Source organism: Mycobacterium sp. 1423905.2 (genome assembly GCF_001673155.1).
In the GTDB taxonomy this organism is placed as follows: domain Bacteria; phylum Actinomycetota; class Actinomycetes; order Mycobacteriales; family Mycobacteriaceae; genus Mycobacterium.
The window spans coordinates 90,297-105,956 of sequence record NZ_LZLE01000259.1 but is presented as its reverse complement, the minus strand read 5'-3'; the positions used below and the strand labels follow the sequence as shown (position 1 = coordinate 105,956).

Sequence of the window (15,660 nt, the reverse complement as noted above, 5' to 3'; positions counted from 1 at the left end):
CCGGGCGCGCCGGCCAGCCGCTAACGGGCAGTGATCGCCAATATCGCGACGTCGTCGTCGGGCTCGAGTTTGGGAATAAATGCAGCGAACTCGTCGACGAGGCCGTGGGCACCCATCGCCGCACGCTTGAGGGCGAAGCTGGCCAGATCCTCCTCACCGAAGGGGATGGGACTGCGGCGCGCTTCGATGAGCCCGTCGGTATAGAACAACAGGGTTTGCCCTGGGCGCAGCAGCAGGCTGCATGCGTCGAATGTGGCGTTGGGTGTCGCGCCGACCAGCATTCCCCCGCTGGAGCGCACCTTCTCGGCCGTGCTGCTGGCGGGGTCCAGGCGCAACGCCGGCGGGTGCCCTCCGGTGGCCATGGTGATGTGGAAGCCGTCGCCCGTCTCACTGGACCGCAGGGTGCCGAACAGTACCGTGCAGAAACGCCGTGGGTTCATTTCCTTAAGCAAAACCATGTTGAGTTGAGCCAACCCCTCGGTGGGGTCAGTGATGTGCAACGCCGCCGATCGCAGGGTGTAGCGAATCAGCGAAGTTACCGTGGCGGCGTCCACCCCGTGGCCCTCGACGTCACCGATGAAGAACGCCCAGCGTTGGTCATCGAGGGCGAAGACGTCGTAGAAGTCGCCACCGACCTGCCGAGAGGAAGCCGGGTGATACAGGCAGGCTAGGGACAACCCGGGAATCTCCGGCAGCGCCGGCGGCAACAGCGTGCGCTGCAGCACCGTCGCGTACTGCTCGATCAGGTCTCGCTCCCGCTCGGCGATGTCGCGGTCCAACCGCGCGTCGTCTCGCGCCTGGCGGGCCTCATCACGCCGTCGTCTGGCGTCGTCACGGTCGCGTCGCGCATCGTCGCGGGCATACTCCGCGGCGCCGCGCAACCGTCGTTCGACCCGCACGGCGTCCAGAGACGTCAACCTCAGTTCCAATTGCTCCATCACGATCGCGGCCAGGTCGTCCAAGATCGCCAGTTGTTTGTCTGATGCGGTGCTCGCTCTGATATCCATGACCGCGACAACACCGAGACGATGTCCGTCGAAGGTGACAATCGGTGCGCAGGCATAGAAGCGGACGCCGTGCTCCTCGACGAAACGGTTGCCCGCGGTGCGGACATCGTTCCGCGTGTCGTGCACCACATAGGACGTCTCGGCCATCACCGCGGAGCCGCACAGCCCCTCGTCACGCGGGACTTCGCGTACCGATTCGAGTCCGTACCCGCCGACGAACCGGATGCGCTCGCGACCGACGATCGACACCACCGCCATCGGGGCGTCGAACACATGGGCGGCCAAGCGCGCGACACGCCCGAATATCCGATCGGGCGGCGCATCGAGTACTTGGTAGCGCCCAACTGCAACGAGGCGCTTCGCCTCGGCGTCGCCCTGTATGTCGCGATCCCCGGAAATGGTCGTTCTCCCAGTCGAACCGTCACGTGTAGCTCACTTCGCCCTTGCTGGACTTGCGAGTAATACCCCGGATCGACCGTCTTCGACCGCCTGATTCCATCACTCACGCTCCCTGCCCGAGACACCACGCTTTTGCCCGCCTCATAGCGACAAACGACGGGACACGCGCGGTCAGCCTGGTCAGTTACACCACTCCCCCGTTTGCGTAAACGACCTGTCCGTTTACCCAACGCGCGGGACCCGCGAGGAAGGCCACGACTTCCGCGATGTCTTCCGGCTCTCCTAACCGCTCCAGCGGCGGCATGGACCGCAGGCGTTCGACGACTTCATCCGCCTTGCCGTCGAGGAAAAGCGGTGTGGCGGTCGGGCCCGGCGCCACGGCGTTGACGGTGATGTCCCGGCCGCGCAGCTCCTTGGCCAGGATGAGTGTCATGGCGTCCACAGCGCCTTTGGTTGCGGCGTAAGCCGTATAGCCGGTCAACGCGATCTTGACCACAGACGACGAGAAGTTGATGATCGCCCCACCCGCACGCACGCGTCGAGCGGCCTGCTGACCGACTACGAAGGTGCCTCGCACGTTGGTGCGATGCATTCGGTCGAAATCGTCGAAGTCCAACTCCGTCAATGGTTTCAGCAACATGATTCCGGCGGTGTTGACCACGACGTCGAGACCACCGAACTCCGCCTCCACTTGGTCGAACATGTCGGCAACCTGGAGTTCGTCGGCGATATCAGCGGACACCACCATGGCCCGCCGCCCGCCGTTGGTGATCTCGTCTGCGGTGCGCAAGGCACTGTCGCGGTTGCCGGCGTAATGCACGGCCACGTCCATTCCTGCCCGGGCCAATTGCACGGCCACCGCTCGCCCAATGCCGCCCGAAGCGCCGGTAACTAGCGCCACCCTTGTCATGTCCGCCTCCCATAGTATATGTACAGTATGTACATATACAGTACCCGGACGACCGCGGCAATGGAAGGAGACCGATGACGAAACCAGCACCAGCACGCAGAGGCCGGGGCCGCCGACCTAGCGAGCAGGTCCGCCGAGAGGTGCTGCAAGCCGCCGGTGCGTTGCTGTTCGAGGAGGGCATGGCCGGTTTCACCATGGAGAAGGTGGCCAGCCGCTCCGGCGCCAGCAAGATGACTATCTACAAGTGGTGGCCAACGAAGGGCGCACTGGCGTTAGACGGTTATTTCGACAGGGTGCAACCCACGTTGGCGTTCCCCGACACCGGCGACATCCGAGAGGACCTGCGCGCGCAGCTACACGCATTCCTGCGGGTCATCAGCGACAGTCCGGCGGGCCGGGCCATCGCTGAATTGATCGGGCAGGCACAGTCGGACGCCGAGTTGAAAATGGCCTACTTGCAACGCTATTCGTCACCCCGGCGGGCATTGGCCAAGGACGCACTGGAGCGGGCGAAGGCCCGCGGCCAGCTTCGGGCAGACCTTGACACTGCAACTGTCGTCGACCAATTGTGGGGCGCGTGTTATCACCGCTTGCTGTTGCCTGACGAGCCGCTGACTGAGGAGTTCGTGGACTACCTCGTGGACAATCTGTTCCGCGGTGTGGTGTGACGGCCGAGATGCGGTGTACTGGGCGACTTTCCTGGTCCGGCGGATGGTCGTCGCCGCGCCGATCTCAGCAATAGGGAGCTTCGCTAAGCATCGGCCCATATCATCGGAAACATGGCAGAGCAGACTCGGCGGCGCAAGTCGCAGAAGACGGATATCGACGCCGCTGCACCGACTCGGTCAGAGAAGGTATTGCGGGCTGCGGCCGAGCTGCTGCGCACCGGGGGCATCGACGCCGTTTCGACTCGGGCGGTGGCAGCAGCTGCTGGCGTGCAGCCGCCCGTCATCTACCGCGAGTTTGGTGGCAAAGACGAACTGCTCGACGCCGTTTCGCATTTCGTCCTGGAAAGCTACTTGAGCAGCAAACGCCGGCGAATACAGCGAGCTTCCGGTGACCCGCTGCAAGATCTTCGACAGCTATGGGATACGCACGTCGAGTTCGGATTGACCCATCCCGATACTTATGTATTGACGTTTGTCCAGTCTCGCGCCGGCGCCATCAGTACCGGTGCCGGCGAAACGATCAAATTGCTGGAGCGCGCGATTGCTCGAGTCGCGGACGAGGGGCGTCTGCGTATGAGTGTCGAGCGCGCGACCATGCTGTTCCACTCGGCCGGCATTGGCACCGTGCTGACACTTATCGCCATCCCGCCCGATGAGCGCGACATGCAATTATCGGTCCTCGGGCGCGATAACGTAATCTCCGCAATCTGCGGGGAGAAGAAGCCGGCCGCGGCGAAGTCGTCAGCGCTAACCGGGCGCGCGGTCGCCTTAAGCGAAGCGGTTCGGCGGGCGGACCAGACACCTTTGAGCCCGGCCGAGCGAAGCCTGTTGTTGGAGTGGCTGGTACGGCTGGCCGATCGCAGCCAGTAATCAGATTCCATGGGCCGCCTTGACGATGTCGGCGGCGCGCTCACCAATGGCCATGCAAGGCGCCATGGTGTTGCCCGTCGTAATTCGTGGCATGATCGAGCCGTCAGCGATCCGGAGCCGCTCAACGCCGTATACCTTCAAATTGCCGTCCACAACTGACATTTCGTCCAAGCCCATCTTGGCGGTGCACGTTTGGTGCCAGTAGGTCAACGCTGACTCCCGCACGTACGATTCGAGATCGCGATCGGGCAAGTCACCTGGTGCGACGGCGCGCTGCGCGAAGGGGCGTAGCGCTTCAGATTCCGCCATCTCCCGGCAGAGTTTGACCCCCGCTATCGCGGCCTTCACATCGTCCGGGTCGGCGAGCAGACCGGTTTCGATCGCTAACGGGTCGGTGGGTTGCGGGCCGGTCAGCCGAATCCGACCGCGACTTCTGGGCTTCTGCAGGCCCATACACATGGTCCAGGCGTGCTGAGGGGCAACCAATTTGGCGGCGACCGTCTCATTTGCCATGGGAAGTTCCAGGGCGCAGCATTGCAGATCCGGTGTGTCCAGCGCCGGATCGCTCTTCCAGAAGAACGTCGCCTCCGAACCGCAATTGCGCACGACGACGGGGTCAACCGCTTCCCACAGACAAGGGATCAACGGGTGATCCTGATAGTTCTGTCCGACGCCCGGCAGGTGTTCGAAGACCGGGATGCCGAACTTCCGTAATTCCACCGCGTCACCGATACCGGACTGCATCAGCAGTTTCGGTGTGTGAATGGCGCCGAGGGAGATGATCACCTCGGTGGTGGCCTGAACCTGGCGAATCTGATTGCCGGTCCGGAATTCCACTCCATTAACGCCACGGCGGTTCATGGTCAGTCCGGTGACCAACGCGTGGGTCAGCACCGTCAGGTTTGATCGGTGTAGATGAGGGGCAACATAGGCACGGAACGCGGAATCGCGGCGTCCGTTGCGCACGCGGATCTCTTGGATCGACGCGCCGCCTTCGGATTCCATCATGGCGCCGTTCTGGCTCTGATGGGCTGGAATGCCCACGCCCTCAGCGGCGCTCACTACCGCCGCGGCGAGTGGGTGAGGATTCGGCGCCGGCTGCACGAATGCGGGGCCTCCGGTCCCGCGACGCCGCGGGTCGGGCACACCGTGCCAATCCTCGAGGCGGCGGTAGATCTGCAGGATGGCCTCATAGCTCCACGACTTGTCACCGGCTTCCTCGGCAAAGAAGTCCCAGTCGTTCTTGTGTCCGCGCGCCCAACACATGACATTGATGCTGGATCCCCCACCGAGCACCTTGCCCATCGAAAGCTGTATCGATCGGCCATTGACGTGCCGACTGGGCGTCGCCACGAAGCCCCAATCGCGTTCGCTGCGCAGGTTGGCCGGCCACTGATCGGCGTTCATCACCTCCGGCACCTCATCGGTGCCACCGGCCTCCAGCAACAGCACGCTGACTTCAGGATTCTCGGTCAGGCGCCCAGCCACCACGGAACCGGCTGAGCCGGAGCCGCACACGATGAAGTCGTACTGTGCCGCTATCTGCCCGTTCACCATGGCGACCATGTTACCAGTGGAACCTTCACTTTGATATCATCGGAAACATCGCCTAATGGCCGCCATGGTCGGCCAGTTGAGCCAGCCATTCGCCGAGCAGCGCGCGTTCCGCACCGCTCAGCGTGTCGACGCCGGAGCCGCACAACTCCTCGCGCAGCGCCATAGCCCGCGTCGGAACATCGGGCGGCGCGGTGTGCGACCCGACCTCGCCGCAGACCACTGCAGACAGTGTGCTGTCTCGCAGGACACGCGAGATTTCCAGATCCCGATCCTGCGGGGGAACCGGGATGAGCGCGAGCACCACACTCATCCCAGCCGACCGAATCAGCGCGGCCGCGCGCTCTACGCTCATTCGCAGACGCCCTTGGTTCCCCAACTCGGCGACCACCTGCTCGAGCAGAGCGAACGACCGCGCGGCGCAAGCGGACATCGCGTCGCGTCCGCTGTAGGCGTACGCAAGCAGGTAACAATCCGGGTGGGTCAGCCCGAAGTCGACGTGCAGGTCCCACAGGTGCTCGAGTTCCTGCAGTGGATCGGCGTAGGTCGCGATCAAGCGGCGCTTGTCGGCGATGTACTGGTCGAAGACAAAGCGGGTCACCGCATCAAGGAGCCTCTTTTTGTCACCGAACCGGCGGTAGATGACCGGTGGTTGAACGCCGGCGGCCATCGCCACCGCCCTGGTGGAGAGGGCGTCAATGCCACCGGCTCGCAACAAGTCAGCGGCAGCCTGGAGGATCAAGCCCTCGGCGGGTGGTGCCGAAGGAGCGGACCGAAGGGGCGCAGTCGGCATGTTTCCAACGATATCACTAGATTGTTTCCGTGGGAATCATATTGATGCGGTCATCGTAGGCGCAGAGACGCGGATAGGGCGCCTAGTACTTCATGACCCCGCGGTCGACTGCGATCTGCGAACCCGAGATCGCCGCTGACCCGTCACCGGCCAGCCAGGCGACGACATCGGAAACTTCATCGGGAGCCATATGTTCCAGGCCGGCGCTGCCCGTCCCCGGCGCCTTCAACGGGACAGGCGGGAAGCTGGGCAGATACGACGGATGTTTCTCGAACAATCCCATCATCGCCGAACCGTCGGTCATCGGGGTCTGAACCGCATACGGATGTATGGAATTCACCCTGATGCCATACTCGGCAAGCTCGAGCGCGAGTGAATTGGTGATCGCCACCAGGCCGTGCTTCGACGCGCCATAGTGGGCGTTGCCCGGTGTCGCCCTCAGGCCGGTCACACTACTGACCACCACGATGGAGCCGCCGTTTCGCGCCTCGATCATGGCGGGGATAACGGCGCGTAGGGTGCGCCAGGTACCGGACAGGTTGACGTCAATCACGGTGTTCCACTGCTCGTCGGACAACTCCCACAGTCGTCCCCAGGACAACACACCGGCGTTGGCGACCACGATGTCGAGCCGACCGAACTGGGTGACCGCCTCGTCGACCAAGGCGGTCAAAGCGGCGCTGTCCCGAGTATCGGCTTCCCGTGCCAGCACCTTGCGGCCATGCCGTTCCACCTGCGCGGTTGTCTCCACGAGGTCCTCGGGGGATGCCGGCTGATAAAGGACGGTTTCAGAGACACGCGCGCACACGTCGAGCGCGACGATGTCCGCGCCCAAGCTCGCCAGCCGCACCGCATGTGCCCTGCCCTGGCCGCGAGCAGCACCCGTGATGAATGCGACCTTGCCCTCCAACGGTCCGGATGACATTGCCATGGGCTTCCTTTCGATAGGGGTTGGGCTACGCCTTGGCGCTTGCGTTGAGGCGATCGGCGGCGAAGCGCGCGGCTTCTGCGGTTTTGCCGGACTCGACGTACGAGTTGTGCGCTGCAAGGTCAACACCGTTCGAGCACATGGGGTCTGCGCCGTTACATAGATCGATGGTCCTGGACCCGTAGATGGGGGCGACGGCGTCTAGGGGTCCACTGGGTCGTAGCGGGTTGGCGAAGACGACCACCGCTGCCACGTGGCTGGCGACCTCCGGCGGCATCACATCGGTGTATCCGAACATAGGCTGCTCAGCAACGGTGACGAAATCTATTACCGCTGCCCCTTGCGAGTAACCGCTGAGCACTAATTGAGATGAGGGACAACGCTTGACGGTGTTCTGCACGAAGCGGCTGGCGTCGTTGGCGCCATCGGCCGCGCGCCAGTAGTCGTGGGATGCGGGGTAGTCGACGGCATAGACCTTGACCGACTTCGCCGGCACCAAATACCGCAAGGAATCGGTGAATGCTTCTCCCACGCGTCCCGGTCCGGGCGGTTCGTCGGTATCGCGGGCTAAGACGACCTGAATGTCGGCGCAGTCGAAGTTTCTGACGTCGGGCTGGAAGGCGCAATAGCTTCGAAGGCTCACTACTGATGAGGCCAGCAGTACCGCAGCGATCAACGCGGGCGCCCCCAGGCCGGCGGCGTACCGGTTCGCCAGCCCCGGCGGTTCACCTGTCGGACAGCTGGAGTCACGCGTCATTGCGATAGGCTTCTTTCCAGGTGTTTCCATTGAGATCACAAATAAGATATCGTTGATATCACCGTTTGGCAACGTCGAAGTGATAACAAAGGAGCATGCTGTGACATCGCGACCGAACCTGCTCGACGGGGCCGATGGCCAGGTACTGCAACGGCTTCCGAACGAACTGGTGCCGACTGGCTCGTTCCAACTGGCCGAAGCGCTGAAGCGATTGCGCGATTTCAGAGACTCGGCGATGGGGTCGGAGGCCGCCGCGAAGATGGATCAGGCGACCGCAGAACTGGCGGGCGCCGACTCGCTCGCCCACATTCCCGCGGTCGGTGACGCCGCCCCGACGTTTGCGCTGCCCAACGAAGTCGGTGAAATCGTGTCATTGGACGGGCTACTGGCCAGTGGCCCGGCAGTGCTCGCCTTCTACCGCGGCGTGTGGTGCCCGTTCTGCAGTCTCACCCTGCGGGCCTACCAGCCGCACCTCCCAGCACTGCGGGCGTCCGGCGCTTCCATGGTCGCGATCTCGCTGCAAACGCCGGATGCCTCTCTTTCGACCGCTGCAGGCAATGGGTTGAGTTACCCGGTGTTGAGCGACGTCGGCGGTGCGGTGTCTCGCGACTATGGCCTGGTCTTCCAACTTCCGGGATATCTGCAGGATGTGTACCGGCAGCTGGGTCACCCGTTGCCGACGTTCAACGGCACCAACGACTGGGCACTGCCCGTACCCGCCGTCTTCGTCATCGACAAAAGCGGCGTGGTTCGGTTCGGGAAAGCACTGCTGGACTACACGCAGCGGACCGATCCCCTTGAGGTGGTCGATGTCGTCGCGCACCTGTGACGTGCGCCTGGCCCGTCTCGCCTGCGTCGTCTACGGCGTATAGTGAAGCTATCTGTTATATGAGCTAACTAATCTGCCGTAATGCCGAGAGGAGTGTGGCTGTGGCCCGCACCGAAAACGACACCTGGGATCTCGCGTCGAGCGTCGGGGCGACCGCTACCGCGGTCGCGGCGTCACGGGCGATTGCGTCTGCCGGCGACGACGCCCTCTTGGCCGACCCGTGGGCTGATCCCCTCGTTCGCGCGGTCGGCATCGACACCTTCATCAAGCTCATCGACGGCGAGCTCGAGGGTGCCAACGACCCGCTGCTGAACCGGCAGGCGATGAGCGAACAAATCACCGTGCGCACCCGCTTCTTCGACGACTTCTTCATCCAGGCGGCCGAAGCGGGTGTACGGCAGGCGGTGATCTTGGCATCGGGCCTGGACACCCGGGCCTACCGGTTGCCCTGGCCGCCGGACACTGTCGTGTACGAGATCGACCAGCCCGACGTCATCGAATTCAAGACGCGGACCTTGGCCGACCTCGGGGCTCAGCCCGCCGCTCAGCGCCGCACGGTGGCCATCGATCTGCGCGACGACTGGCCGGGGGCGTTGCGGGAGGCCGGATTTGACACGACGAAGCCGACTGCCTGGAGTGCCGAAGGCCTGCTGGTTTATCTGCCTCCCGAAGCGCAGGATCGCCTCTTCGACAACATCGTCGCCCTGTCGGCGCCCGGCAGCCGGATCGCGACAGAACACATGGATTTGCGCAACATCCCCTCGGACTGGGCAGAGAGGCTCACCGAGCGCTCCCGGCGCATCGGCTCCGATATCAATCTGGCTGAGTTGTTCTACACCGGTGACCGCAACACGGCGGCTGACTACCTGAGTGGTCACGGCTGGCGGGTGAACGTCCGCACCACCGAACAGGCGTACTCCGCGCACGGGTTCGACGTTCCCGACGACGAATTGGCGTCGTTCGGCGACTCCTCTGGATACCTGACGGCAACGCTGAGCTGAATTCCTGTGGACCGGTCAGGCGTGCCGGAGCACCAGCAATTCACCAGTCACTTTCTCCTGCGCGAGCAGGTCACCGATCTGTTGGCTCTGGCGTTCGGCGAGCTGCCAGGCTTGCGACGCACCGTGGCGGTCGGACAGCGCGTCGGTAACGGCGTCCATCCGGCGCGTCCACTCCTGCGGAATGGCGGGCAGATCGGCGGTGCCTCGCCAGGTATGGATTCGTAGCCCCGCCCGCTCAACCAAGTCGTTGAGATGGTCGCTTGTCGGAAAGTGGTTGCCCTCCGGCTGTTCGGCGGCGACCGGCTCACGGGCCACGAACGCCAGCAGCGCGATGCGTCCGGGCGGCCGGACGGTGCGACGCAGCTCGGTCAGCAGCTCGACCTGGTCCGGCGTTGTGCACAAGACCCCCAATGACCAGGCTGCGTCGAAAGTGCCGTCGGCCAACGGCAGCGCTGATCCAAGCGCCTGCAGGACGGGAAACTCGAACAGGGTGTGTGCGGCGCGGCAGGCTCCCGCCTCCGGCTCGACCAGCAGCGGCGTCACCCCCACCTCCTGCGCGGCATAGGCTGCGGGGCCTCCCACTCCTGCGCCGGAGTCGAGCAATGTTTCGCCTGCCGTCAGGCCCAGCTCTTCGATCAACCAATCCAGAGCCGCCGGGCTACCGCTGCCCCGGCAGCCGGCGGGAACGTAGTAGTCGGTGCCGAGATCAACGGCGACCTGGGCGGTCCATTCGGCGACCGTGTCGAATTCGGCTTCCATCGCTTCACTCATGGCACCGCCGCCTCCTTGATGTCCTGCTTGATGCCTTCCTTGATGCGTCGGCCGACTTCGGCTTTGATCTCGGCGCCTATGCGTGTTCCGGAGGCCGATGCCAATCCGGACAGGTTTACGCCCTCGACGCCGTCGATCGACAACAGCGCGCGCGCCTCCGCGACGGCAGCCGCTATCCCGGCCGCGATGGGATCCGGCGCGTGCAAGACTTCGTCGACCACCGTGTGGTCGAGTTCCAGTCCAGGAAGTCCTTCCAAAACGGCTGCGGAGACGGCGTCGGTGAACACCGCGACCGCGGCGATAACGGGAATTGACAATCCGGCCGACCGAGCGCAGGACATGAATTCGGAGATCATGCGGGGCAAGGGCACGTGGTTGAGCACCGCGAGACTGGCACCGGCCCGCTGTTTCTCGACGAGGCGCACGGGCCGGGCGTGCACCGGCGGCGCGGTGGGTGTCTCGGGAACGGCCGCGACCATGCCGACGGACGCGGCCAGTGCCACCAGTCGCGGACCGTCGAGGTCGAAAGTCTGGGTGACATCGGGTCGAACGTCGTAACCTCGCCCGTCTCCGGTCACGCATAACACTGTCTGCACGCCGATGCTCTGCAGCCCGCGCAATTCCTGTTCGAGGACCACCCGGTTGCGGTCCCGGCAGGACAGCGTGATCCACGGTGACACGCCCGCTTCCAGCAGCAACCGCCCCATCAACGTGGGCGGGAAATCCGGTCGATTTTGATGTTCGCCGACCAGAACGGCGTCTGACGCTCCTACCAGGGTCGCTGCGGTTGCCGCGACGTCGGCTTGGTCAAACGGCGTGCAACTGAAGTCGGTGAGCACCAGCGGCGCCTGTACCGGTTGGGCGCGATACTGCCGACCAGACCACGGCACCACATCGGGGAAAACGCACTCGCCGGGACGCATCTCGCATTGACCGTCGGGTCGGACCCCACCGCAGGGGCCGTATTGCATTCGCTTGGGACATCCGAGCTCCGTCGACAGTTTCACCCCCTCGGCCAACCTTTCCCGCAACAGCTATTCGCAGCCTGTACCCGGAATGTTCGGCAGCCAAGCTGTTTTCCGGATCCACACATCGGGTAGCTGTGACTGAGCCCCTCAACGCCTACGGAGGAACAGTGACCACTGCCGAGCAGCCGCCGCCGGAGGGCGGCGAACAACCGCCCCAAGCTTCGGACGAAGACGACAGCACCGAAGCACAGGACCCGGACGCTTCTCCGGCCGGTGAAAGTGGCGACTGAGCCGCTACTTGTGCGCAGTCAGTAGATGACCGGCCATGGTGAGATGGCCGGTGCCGTCTGGTTGCCCGTCGTGTGCGTAGATCGTTGCCGCACGCACCTCGTCCACCCGCCATAATTTGGCGACGGTGGCTCGAAGTTCTTCGGCGGTGAAGCCGCGCGGACCCGGACCGTGTTCGCCGGCTGGTCGCGGTGCGAACGCCAGTACGAAAAGCGACGCACCAGGGGCTGCGGCCCGGTGAATGCCGCGCAAGTAAGGCTCGCACAGCTCGATGGGCAGCGAGTGCAGCAGGCCGCTGTCGATCACGGTGTTGAAGCGGCCGTCATACCCGTGCAGGTCGGTCATGTCAGCTTGCGCGAAAGTGGCTGTGGTGAACCGTCGCTCGGCCGCCGCGGCGGCCGCCGCCGATACCGCCGTGGCGCTGATGTCCAACCCGACCACCGTATGCCCCAGGGTTGCCAGTTCCAACGACAGCGCAGCGTGCCCGCACCCGGCGTCGAGCACGTCGCTGCGTACCTGGCCGAAGATGGCCGCGAGTTCCGGTTGCGGCCTTCCGATACTCCACGGCGGCGGCACGCCAAGCCGGTAGGCGCTATCCCAATCCATGCGCGGCTCTACCATGGCCGACGTCTCAACGTCGATGTGCGCGCAACTGATACAGCCCGTGGGTGGTGGCCACGACAATGCCGGCGGTGTCGGTGACCACGGCGTCCAGCAGGTAATCGGCCTTGCCCTTGTCGGCGGCCTCGGCTTCCACGCGCGCGATTGTCTCGTCGTCCATGCTTGCTTCGGCGCGCAGTGCGGTGGTGGCCATCCCGAGGAATGCGATTTCGAGGTTCTTCACCAGCGGGAAGTACTTGCTCGAATCGAAGGTGGCCAGGGCGATGATGCCGCCGAGCATTTCGGCGACGGTGAACTGCACGCCGGCGTAGATGACCCCGAAGTGATTGCCGTTGCCCTCGGCCGGGACGCTCGCGGCGGCAAAGCCCCGGTGCGCCTCGAGCACTCGCACACCCATCTTGTCGGCCGTGGGGATGGTCGTTGCCATGCCGGCGTTCATCATCTCGACGAGCGGGTCAGCCACATCGAAGATCGTCGCACACGCAATTGCCGCCGCCTACCTCCGCCGAAGCACCGCGCCGATATTCTCATCGACGACTTCGAAGGAGCACACCGTGAACATTGATCCCGCTGCGACGGGGTGGCTGCTGGCCAGCACCGCGCTCGTGTTGCTGATGACGCCCGGACTGGCGATCTTTTACGGAGGCATGGTGCGCACCAGCGGCGTGCTCAACATGATCATGATGAGCTTCATCTCCATACCCCTGGTCACGGTGGCATGGCTGCTGGCCGGCTACAGCCTGGCGTTCTCCGACGGCGGCGCCGGCGGATTTCTCGGGGGGCTGGCGCACGCCGGCATGCAGGGCATCGGCCCGGACACCGCGCACGGGTCCGTTCCGGAACTGCTCTTCGCAACCTTCCAGCTGAGCTTCGCGATCATCACCGCCGCCTTGGTAAGCGGTGCCATCGCCGACCGCGCCAAATTCGCGGCCTGGATGGTGTTCGTCCCGGTGTGGTCAATTCTGGTTTACTGCGTTGTGGCGCATTGGGTTTGGGCACCGACCGGCTGGCTGGCCAAGATGGGCGTGCTGGACTACGCGGGCGGGCTGGTCGTCGAAATCGTCTCCGGTGCTTCGGCGTTGGCGCTGGCGCTGGTGCTGGGCCGGCGCATCGGGTTCAAAGTGGAAGCGATGCGCCCGCACAACCTGCCGTTCGTGTTGCTCGGGGTGGGGTTATTGTGGTTCGGCTGGTTCGGGTTCAACGCGGGTTCTGCTTTGGCCGCCAACGGCTTAGCGTCCGCAATCTTCCTCAACACCTTGGTCGCCGGGTGCCTGGGCATGCTGGGTTGGCTGTCGGTGGAGCAGATCCGTGACGGCAAGCCGACCACATTCGGCGCGGCCTCCGGCGTGGTTGCAGGCTTGGTGGCCATCACTCCGTCCTGCGGCACGGTCAACACCTTCGGCGCCGCCCTGGTCGGACTGGCGGCGGGCGTCGTGTGCGCGTTCGCCATCACGGTGAAGTTCAAGCTGAACTACGACGACTCGCTCGACGTGGTCGGCGTGCACTTCGTCGGCGGCGTTGTCGGTGTTTTGTTGATCGGACTGCTGGCCACCGCCGTGATGACGCACGGGCCGCGCGGCCTGTTCTACGGTGGCGGGCTCGGGCAACTCGGCAAGCAGGCGCTGGCGATGGTGGCGGTCGGCCTCTACGCCTTCGCGGTCAGCTACGGATTGGCTTGGCTCATCCAGCGATTCATGGGCTTCCGGCTCAGCGCGGAAGATGAGGTGAGCGGAGCCGACCTGACCCAGCACGCCGAAACCGCCTATCCCGAGGGCGTTTACGGCCATCAGGCCCCACGCCGGCCGTCCATCGGTGATGGAACTCGTCAACACTTGGACGATTACGAAGAGTGAGTCGGCTAACCGCCGGCTGATACCACTGTCAACGCGCGAGCTCGAGCTTGACCGCCAGGTCACTCAGTTCGGGGTCGAAAACCGGCGCCTGTAGATTCCAGGTAGGAAAGGCGCGGCGTAGCCGAACTGGACCGCTGATCGTCACGTCTCCACTGCGCAGCACATCACGCCACGACCGGGCGCCCCGGTGCCAGTCGACGAATGCTTGGGACTTGGCCTCCACCGTCAGGTCCGGCTGCCCACCGGGATCGGAGTGACATAGTTCAGCAGCGTGGTGCTCAATGAGCATCCAGAAGCGCCGGTTGGCGGGACGCTCCTCGGGGAAGGTGAACGCAACGACGACCCGGCCGCCGGGCAGCGCGGACCGGTCGACCTGTACCTGGCACCACGCCCACAGCGCGAACCCTGGATCAGACTGGTCTGCCGTTACGTCGACCCATCGCTCGCCCCAAGCTCCGAGCGCGGCGATGACCCCGGCGAGGTCGGCACCTGCTTCGGTGAGCCGATAGTGATAGCCGCGGCCACCGGGCTTGCGCTGCGTTTCGATCACGCCGGCCCGCTGTAACTCGTCAAGCCGCTTCAGCAGCATGGAGCGAGACATCGTCGGCACGCCGCTGGCGATCGCGGAGAAGGTGTCGGCACCAAACATCAGATTGCGCACGATTAACGGATTCCAGCGTTCGGCGATGATTTCGGCCGCCACGGCGACCGGGCAGTACTGACGGTAGTTCACCATGAAACCAATTCTGCGTCAGCGCAGAACAACGTGAAGTTCTGATTTAGAACTTCACGGCCGGGCACCGGGTGGTGACCATGTCAGCATGAGATCCGAATGCCACGACGCCGACGTGGAGCTGAAGATGCGCTTCGAGCGCGATGCGCTGCCGCTCCTCGACGACCTCTATGCCGCCGCCCGCCGGCTGACGCGCGACCGCACCGATGCCGAGGACCTGGTCCAGGACACGATGCTGCGGGCCTACAGTTGTTTTCATCTGTTCAGTGACGGGTCACGCCTGGGCGCCTGGTTGTACCGCATCATGCACAACACCTGGATCAACAACCACCGCAAGTCCCTGTCCCGGCCGGCCGAGCAACTCAGTGCCGACATCGCTGACTGGCAGCAGGCGAACAGTCGCCAGCATCACGACTCGGCGGGATGTCGGGCCGTAGAACTCGATGTGCTCGAGCGACTACCCGACCAGAAGATCGTGGAGGCACTCGAAGCCTTGCCCGAGTGTTTTCGCGCGACCGTGTACTACGCCGATGTCCACGGTCTCCGGTACCGAGAAATCGCGGAAATACTCGGCATCCCAATCGGGACGGTGACCTCTCGCCTTTCCAGTGCCCGCCGTCGCCTGCGGATATTGCTGGCCGAGGTGGCGAATGACCGTGGACTGACCTAGACGCTGCGGACCGGCCGACGGACTTGAGGGGGCTGTTTCA

The 15,660-nt window shown here is 64.4% G+C and carries 18 protein-coding genes; 7 read left to right on the top strand and 11 right to left on the bottom strand.

What is annotated here, in order from left to right:
• Nucleotides 1–20 precede the first annotated feature (20 nt).
• Both A9W95_RS17055 and A9W95_RS17050 read right to left on the bottom strand, forming a co-directional pair.
• The gene (locus tag A9W95_RS17055) at nucleotides 21–1,313 is read right to left on the bottom strand and encodes a PP2C family protein-serine/threonine phosphatase (protein ID WP_067415107.1); all 1,293 of its coding nucleotides are present in this window, start codon (nucleotides 1,311–1,313) and stop codon (nucleotides 21–23) included.
• 277 nt (nucleotides 1,314–1,590) lie between these two features.
• Complete coding sequence (locus tag A9W95_RS17050; protein WP_067415104.1) at nucleotides 1,591–2,316, bottom strand: SDR family oxidoreductase; 726 nt, start codon at nucleotides 2,314–2,316, stop codon at nucleotides 1,591–1,593.
• A gap of 74 nt (nucleotides 2,317–2,390) precedes the next feature.
• On the opposite strand from A9W95_RS17050, the gene A9W95_RS17045 reads away from it, so the two are divergent.
• Nucleotides 2,391–2,984, top strand: a complete 594-nt coding sequence (locus A9W95_RS17045) for a TetR/AcrR family transcriptional regulator (protein WP_067415099.1) — start codon at nucleotides 2,391–2,393, stop codon at nucleotides 2,982–2,984.
• 111 nt (nucleotides 2,985–3,095) lie between these two features.
• The gene (locus tag A9W95_RS17040; RefSeq protein ID WP_067415097.1) at nucleotides 3,096–3,854 is read left to right on the top strand and encodes a TetR/AcrR family transcriptional regulator; all 759 of its coding nucleotides are present in this window, start codon (nucleotides 3,096–3,098) and stop codon (nucleotides 3,852–3,854) included.
• On the opposite strand, the gene A9W95_RS17035 is transcribed toward A9W95_RS17040, so the two are convergent.
• The 4 genes from A9W95_RS17035 to A9W95_RS17020 form a co-directional block, all read right to left on the bottom strand.
• Nucleotides 3,855–5,411, bottom strand: coding sequence for a GMC family oxidoreductase (locus A9W95_RS17035; protein WP_067415184.1), 1,557 nt, complete (start codon nucleotides 5,409–5,411; stop codon nucleotides 3,855–3,857).
• Between the two features lie 52 nt (nucleotides 5,412–5,463).
• On the bottom strand, nucleotides 5,464–6,201 hold the full coding sequence (locus tag A9W95_RS17030) for a TetR/AcrR family transcriptional regulator (RefSeq protein ID WP_067415092.1): 738 nt from the start codon (nucleotides 6,199–6,201) through the stop codon (nucleotides 5,464–5,466).
• 82 nt (nucleotides 6,202–6,283) lie between these two features.
• Nucleotides 6,284–7,132: a mycofactocin-coupled SDR family oxidoreductase gene (locus tag A9W95_RS17025; RefSeq protein WP_067415089.1), complete on the bottom strand. Its 849-nt coding sequence runs from the start codon at nucleotides 7,130–7,132 to the stop codon at nucleotides 6,284–6,286.
• Nucleotides 7,133–7,157: 25 nt separating this feature from the next.
• Nucleotides 7,158–7,886 carry a cutinase family protein gene (locus tag A9W95_RS17020; protein ID WP_067415087.1) on the bottom strand — a complete coding sequence of 243 codons (729 nt, stop codon included), beginning with the start codon at nucleotides 7,884–7,886 and terminating at the stop codon, nucleotides 7,158–7,160.
• Between the two features lie 100 nt (nucleotides 7,887–7,986).
• Between A9W95_RS17020 and A9W95_RS17015 the strand changes: the two genes are divergently transcribed.
• Nucleotides 7,987–8,715, top strand: coding sequence for a peroxiredoxin-like family protein (locus tag A9W95_RS17015; RefSeq protein WP_082983140.1), 729 nt, complete (start codon nucleotides 7,987–7,989; stop codon nucleotides 8,713–8,715).
• 101 nt (nucleotides 8,716–8,816) lie between these two features.
• Nucleotides 8,817–9,716 (top strand): class I SAM-dependent methyltransferase, encoded by a 900-nt coding sequence (locus A9W95_RS17010; protein ID WP_067415084.1) that lies wholly within the window; start codon nucleotides 8,817–8,819, stop codon nucleotides 9,714–9,716.
• Between the two features lie 15 nt (nucleotides 9,717–9,731).
• Here A9W95_RS17010 and A9W95_RS17005 read toward each other — a convergent pair whose 3' ends face one another.
• Nucleotides 9,732–10,487 (bottom strand): class I SAM-dependent methyltransferase, encoded by a 756-nt coding sequence (locus tag A9W95_RS17005; RefSeq protein WP_067415082.1) that lies wholly within the window; start codon nucleotides 10,485–10,487, stop codon nucleotides 9,732–9,734.
• A complete protein-coding gene (locus A9W95_RS17000; protein ID WP_256388910.1) occupies nucleotides 10,484–11,494 on the bottom strand; it encodes a methylenetetrahydrofolate reductase C-terminal domain-containing protein in 1,011 nt (336 codons plus the stop codon). Before A9W95_RS17000 ends, A9W95_RS17005 begins: the two co-directional genes overlap by 4 nt.
• Before the next feature lie 128 nt (nucleotides 11,495–11,622).
• Here A9W95_RS17000 and A9W95_RS28235 point away from each other — a divergent pair, with 128 nt between their 5' ends.
• On the top strand, nucleotides 11,623–11,745 hold the full coding sequence (locus tag A9W95_RS28235; protein ID WP_256388909.1) for a hypothetical protein: 123 nt from the start codon (nucleotides 11,623–11,625) through the stop codon (nucleotides 11,743–11,745).
• Between the two features lie 4 nt (nucleotides 11,746–11,749).
• On the opposite strand, the gene A9W95_RS16995 is transcribed toward A9W95_RS28235, so the two are convergent.
• Both A9W95_RS16995 and A9W95_RS16990 read right to left on the bottom strand, forming a co-directional pair.
• Nucleotides 11,750–12,364: a class I SAM-dependent methyltransferase gene (locus tag A9W95_RS16995; protein WP_067415075.1), complete on the bottom strand. Its 615-nt coding sequence runs from the start codon at nucleotides 12,362–12,364 to the stop codon at nucleotides 11,750–11,752.
• A 10-nt stretch (nucleotides 12,365–12,374) separates the two neighbouring features.
• Entirely contained in the window at nucleotides 12,375–12,827 is a 453-nt protein-coding gene (locus A9W95_RS16990) for a DUF4442 domain-containing protein (protein WP_371328085.1), read from the bottom strand.
• Nucleotides 12,828–12,918: 91 nt separating this feature from the next.
• On the opposite strand from A9W95_RS16990, the gene A9W95_RS16985 reads away from it, so the two are divergent.
• Complete coding sequence (locus A9W95_RS16985) at nucleotides 12,919–14,217, top strand: ammonium transporter (RefSeq protein WP_067415179.1); 1,299 nt, start codon at nucleotides 12,919–12,921, stop codon at nucleotides 14,215–14,217.
• 28 nt (nucleotides 14,218–14,245) lie between these two features.
• Here A9W95_RS16985 and A9W95_RS16980 read toward each other — a convergent pair whose 3' ends face one another.
• Nucleotides 14,246–14,953, bottom strand: coding sequence for a helix-turn-helix domain-containing protein (locus A9W95_RS16980; protein ID WP_067415069.1), 708 nt, complete (start codon nucleotides 14,951–14,953; stop codon nucleotides 14,246–14,248).
• Between the two features lie 85 nt (nucleotides 14,954–15,038).
• Between A9W95_RS16980 and A9W95_RS16975 the strand changes: the two genes are divergently transcribed.
• Nucleotides 15,039–15,620, top strand: a complete 582-nt coding sequence (locus A9W95_RS16975) for a sigma-70 family RNA polymerase sigma factor (RefSeq protein WP_067415066.1) — start codon at nucleotides 15,039–15,041, stop codon at nucleotides 15,618–15,620.
• Nucleotides 15,621–15,660 lie beyond the last annotated feature (40 nt).

Bases quoted from the DNA above. Each gene is read 5' to 3' on its own strand.
- A9W95_RS17020 (WP_067415087.1), bottom strand. From the start codon at position 7,886: ATGACGCGTGACTCCAGCTGTCCGACAGGTGAACCGCCGGGGCTGGCG.
- A9W95_RS16975 (WP_067415066.1), top strand. From the start codon at position 15,039: ATGAGATCCGAATGCCACGACGCCGACGTGGAGCTGAAGATGCGCTTC.
- A9W95_RS17025 (WP_067415089.1), bottom strand. From the start codon at position 7,132: ATGGCAATGTCATCCGGACCGTTGGAGGGCAAGGTCGCATTCATCACG.
- A9W95_RS17040 (WP_067415097.1), top strand. From the start codon at position 3,096: ATGGCAGAGCAGACTCGGCGGCGCAAGTCGCAGAAGACGGATATCGAC.
- A9W95_RS17005 (WP_067415082.1), bottom strand. From the start codon at position 10,487: ATGAGTGAAGCGATGGAAGCCGAATTCGACACGGTCGCCGAATGGACC.
- A9W95_RS17050 (WP_067415104.1), bottom strand. From the start codon at position 2,316: ATGACAAGGGTGGCGCTAGTTACCGGCGCTTCGGGCGGCATTGGGCGA.
- A9W95_RS16995 (WP_067415075.1), bottom strand. From the start codon at position 12,364: ATGGTAGAGCCGCGCATGGATTGGGATAGCGCCTACCGGCTTGGCGTG.
- A9W95_RS17030 (WP_067415092.1), bottom strand. From the start codon at position 6,201: ATGCCGACTGCGCCCCTTCGGTCCGCTCCTTCGGCACCACCCGCCGAG.
- A9W95_RS16980 (WP_067415069.1), bottom strand. From the start codon at position 14,953: ATGGTGAACTACCGTCAGTACTGCCCGGTCGCCGTGGCGGCCGAAATC.
- A9W95_RS17035 (WP_067415184.1), bottom strand. From the start codon at position 5,411: ATGGTGAACGGGCAGATAGCGGCACAGTACGACTTCATCGTGTGCGGC.
- A9W95_RS17045 (WP_067415099.1), top strand. From the start codon at position 2,391: ATGACGAAACCAGCACCAGCACGCAGAGGCCGGGGCCGCCGACCTAGC.